3 protein-coding genes and 1 pseudogene are annotated in these 2,394 nt (G+C 52.4%); all 4 read right to left on the minus strand.

All coding sequences use genetic code 11. The annotated features are described in order from the left end of the window. Positions 1 to 297 (minus strand): annotated as a pseudogene (locus tag AUR66_RS13600) (hypothetical protein); the annotation flags it as partial. A gap of 165 nt (positions 298 to 462) precedes the next feature. Then, positions 463 to 1,095: a rhomboid family intramembrane serine protease gene (locus AUR66_RS13605; protein ID WP_197409791.1), complete on the minus strand. Its 633-nt coding sequence runs from the start codon at positions 1,093 to 1,095 to the stop codon at positions 463 to 465. A 274-nt stretch (positions 1,096 to 1,369) separates the two neighbouring features. Beyond that, positions 1,370 to 1,816, minus strand: a complete 447-nt coding sequence (locus AUR66_RS20710; protein ID WP_082682215.1) for a hypothetical protein — start codon at positions 1,814 to 1,816, stop codon at positions 1,370 to 1,372. Continuing rightward, positions 1,813 to 2,388 carry a DUF7342 family protein gene (locus AUR66_RS13610; RefSeq protein ID WP_058572853.1) on the minus strand — a complete coding sequence of 192 codons (576 nt, stop codon included), beginning with the start codon at positions 2,386 to 2,388 and terminating at the stop codon, positions 1,813 to 1,815. Before AUR66_RS13610 ends, AUR66_RS20710 begins: the two co-directional genes overlap by 4 nt. Between the last annotated feature and the right edge of the window lie 6 nt (positions 2,389 to 2,394).

A 2,394-nucleotide genomic window follows, 5' to 3' on the forward strand; every position in this document is an offset into this window, starting at 1 on the left:
GGAAACTGGGAACGACGAGTACAACGAGTACGCCGGAAGATTATACAGAATCGACGTTTTTGCGTTCAGGAGGTATGCTGCGAACCCGTACAGTCCGAGTAGTAGTCCAAGGTCACCATACCAAACAAGGAGCCACGGTGCCTGGTCGAGACTCAAAAACGACATATTCAACGCAAGCACGTTCGTGAACACTGTGACGCGGCTCACGTAGTATTTCTCAACCGCCATCCCGATAAATAGCAAGCCGACTATCGGAAGATTGGCCCCGAACACTCTGACGAGCGCGTCAATCAGCATACCTGTCAATCAGTCTTACGTGGGTAGTATTCTTGGGTAGGGGGTGGCGTGTGTAATGGCGGTTAACCCAAACTGACCGTGCAGGATATACCGTCAATATTCAACACAGCATTCATAGCAGTAACACGAGAGAAAATAGTTGGAATCGGTGATTCCGAGGACGGACTATATCCGGAGTTGGTGGGGGCCGAAGTCATAGCGAATTTTTTCCGTTGCATACCAAGCGCCACCTAACACCGCACCGAGGATGTGGACTTCGACAGCAGTCCCAGCTGGGAGTTGCCCAAGACCGCCAACACTCCAGAGGACGAACAACACAGAGAGTGTGAACTCGGGAATGGCCTTTATCAAACGAACGGTAGAATCGAACAACCCCTCGAACGCTCCCAGAGCTATCATCAGACCTAATCCGGTTGTAATTCCACTGATTCCTGCACCAGGAACTCGGAAGATTAGAGCAGCGGCCACGTTCGCACCGATCCCAAGAACGACAGCAATGCCGAGAATGAACCGGTCGTCATCTACTCGGTTCTCGACCCACCATCCTGTGAGAAAGAAGATAGCGAGGTTTTCGATGAAATGTGCGTGGGTAGAATGAAACAACCACGAAAATACGACCGACCCATTGCCGACAATGTTTTTCACCATAGTCGCAGTCTGATATCCGGCATCTCTCGATAGGCTTCCATCAATGAGCAACTGCCCCGCATACACGACTGCGAACGAAATGATGAATGCGAGCGTTAGTGTCGGCCAGTATCTCGATCTCTTCTGAATATTCCTAACTCCCAGAGACACAATATTACTAACTTTTTTGAGACACATAAGCATGAACTACAATCCGCAGTCACCTGTGACTTGATTAATTCAATCCAGGGATCACCAACAACCGTTGCTACTTCCGAGAACTACCTAGAGCCGAAAGTAAGACGAGAACACCGGCCTGAGAGACCGCCTCTTTGCCTGTAGAATAGACTCGGGTTGGTCGTCAAAATCATACTAGCACTTTTCCACCTAAGCGAGGCTATCCGGACAAACCCCACTGCCACACCCCTAGGGGTGGCATGCAGAATCAGTCCTCCCAGAATCCACGCTGGCGGGCTTCAATCTCGGCAAGAGCCATCGAGAGGACGTCACGCCAATCGCTGGGATGAGATGAATCATCTCCAGGTGTCGGTGCATCTGGGCCGGGATGGATGTGGTCACGAGCGTTGTGGTCTGATGGATGACGGTCCCATCGATGATCGAATGCTCCTTGCTCGTGATCTTCGTGGTAGTGCAGCGAGAAGTCACCGTTCTCGAACCAGACAATCTCTAATCGAGCGTTTTGAACACCCGACGGGTAGAACCGTGTATCATACACACAGACCAGCCGTTCAGGGGCGAATTCAGGTCGATCAACGATCTGAGTGAACTGCTCGTCAGTAGCAAATCTATCTCGGATGACCTCCAAGCGGTCAAAATCAATTGGGGCACCGGAGACCGAGTTAGATCCACTACTCTCATCTTGCCCTGTCATACCGCCGTTCGTTGATCAGCAGCATCACTCGACTCGGTTGCTAGTGCCCGTTCGAGGAGCCCAACCCGACGACGAGCTGTCTTCCACGCAGAAACAGCCTCCCAAACATCCTCTATCGATTGGTCAGTAGCCGATGCGTGCTTTGAGATAGAGACCGCTTCCGGCGAGTCGACATCGAACTCCTCGGCCAACTCCTCGACTCTCGCCGCCTCCGTTTTCAAGAACTCAAGCAACTCCGCTGACGAATACTCATCTTGGAGCGTCTGGACCCGCCGCCAGTTCAAGTATGATTGGTTACGCTCGTACGTGGCCGGCGACTCGGTAACCTGCTTCACGATACCCATCTGTTCGAACCACTCAAGGTACTCTCTTGCAGCGTCAACGCCGTGGCCTGCGAGGTCAGCAACTTCGCTGGCGGTCGCTGGATTGGCGAGTCCCAGAACAGCATCAAAAAAATCGTCTCGTGTCCGCTCCCCACGGACAAGCTCCTCTGGCGAGGTCAGAGAGTCGAAGTCTGGCGATTTATTTCGCTCCTCGGCATCAGCCTTCAGTTCAGAGTGTGGTTCTTCCATACTCAC

Origin of the sequence: Haloferax profundi (genome assembly GCF_001469865.1) — an archaeon.
In the GTDB taxonomy this organism is placed as follows: domain Archaea; phylum Halobacteriota; class Halobacteria; order Halobacteriales; family Haloferacaceae; genus Haloferax; species Haloferax profundi.

What these genes read in the sequence shown, in the direction of transcription:
- AUR66_RS20710 (WP_082682215.1), bottom strand. Translation starts at nt 1,816, where the DNA reads ATGACAGGGCAAGATGAGAGTAGTGGATCTAACTCGGTCTCCGGTGCC.
- AUR66_RS13610 (WP_058572853.1), bottom strand. Translation starts at nt 2,388, where the DNA reads ATGGAAGAACCACACTCTGAACTGAAGGCTGATGCCGAGGAGCGAAAT.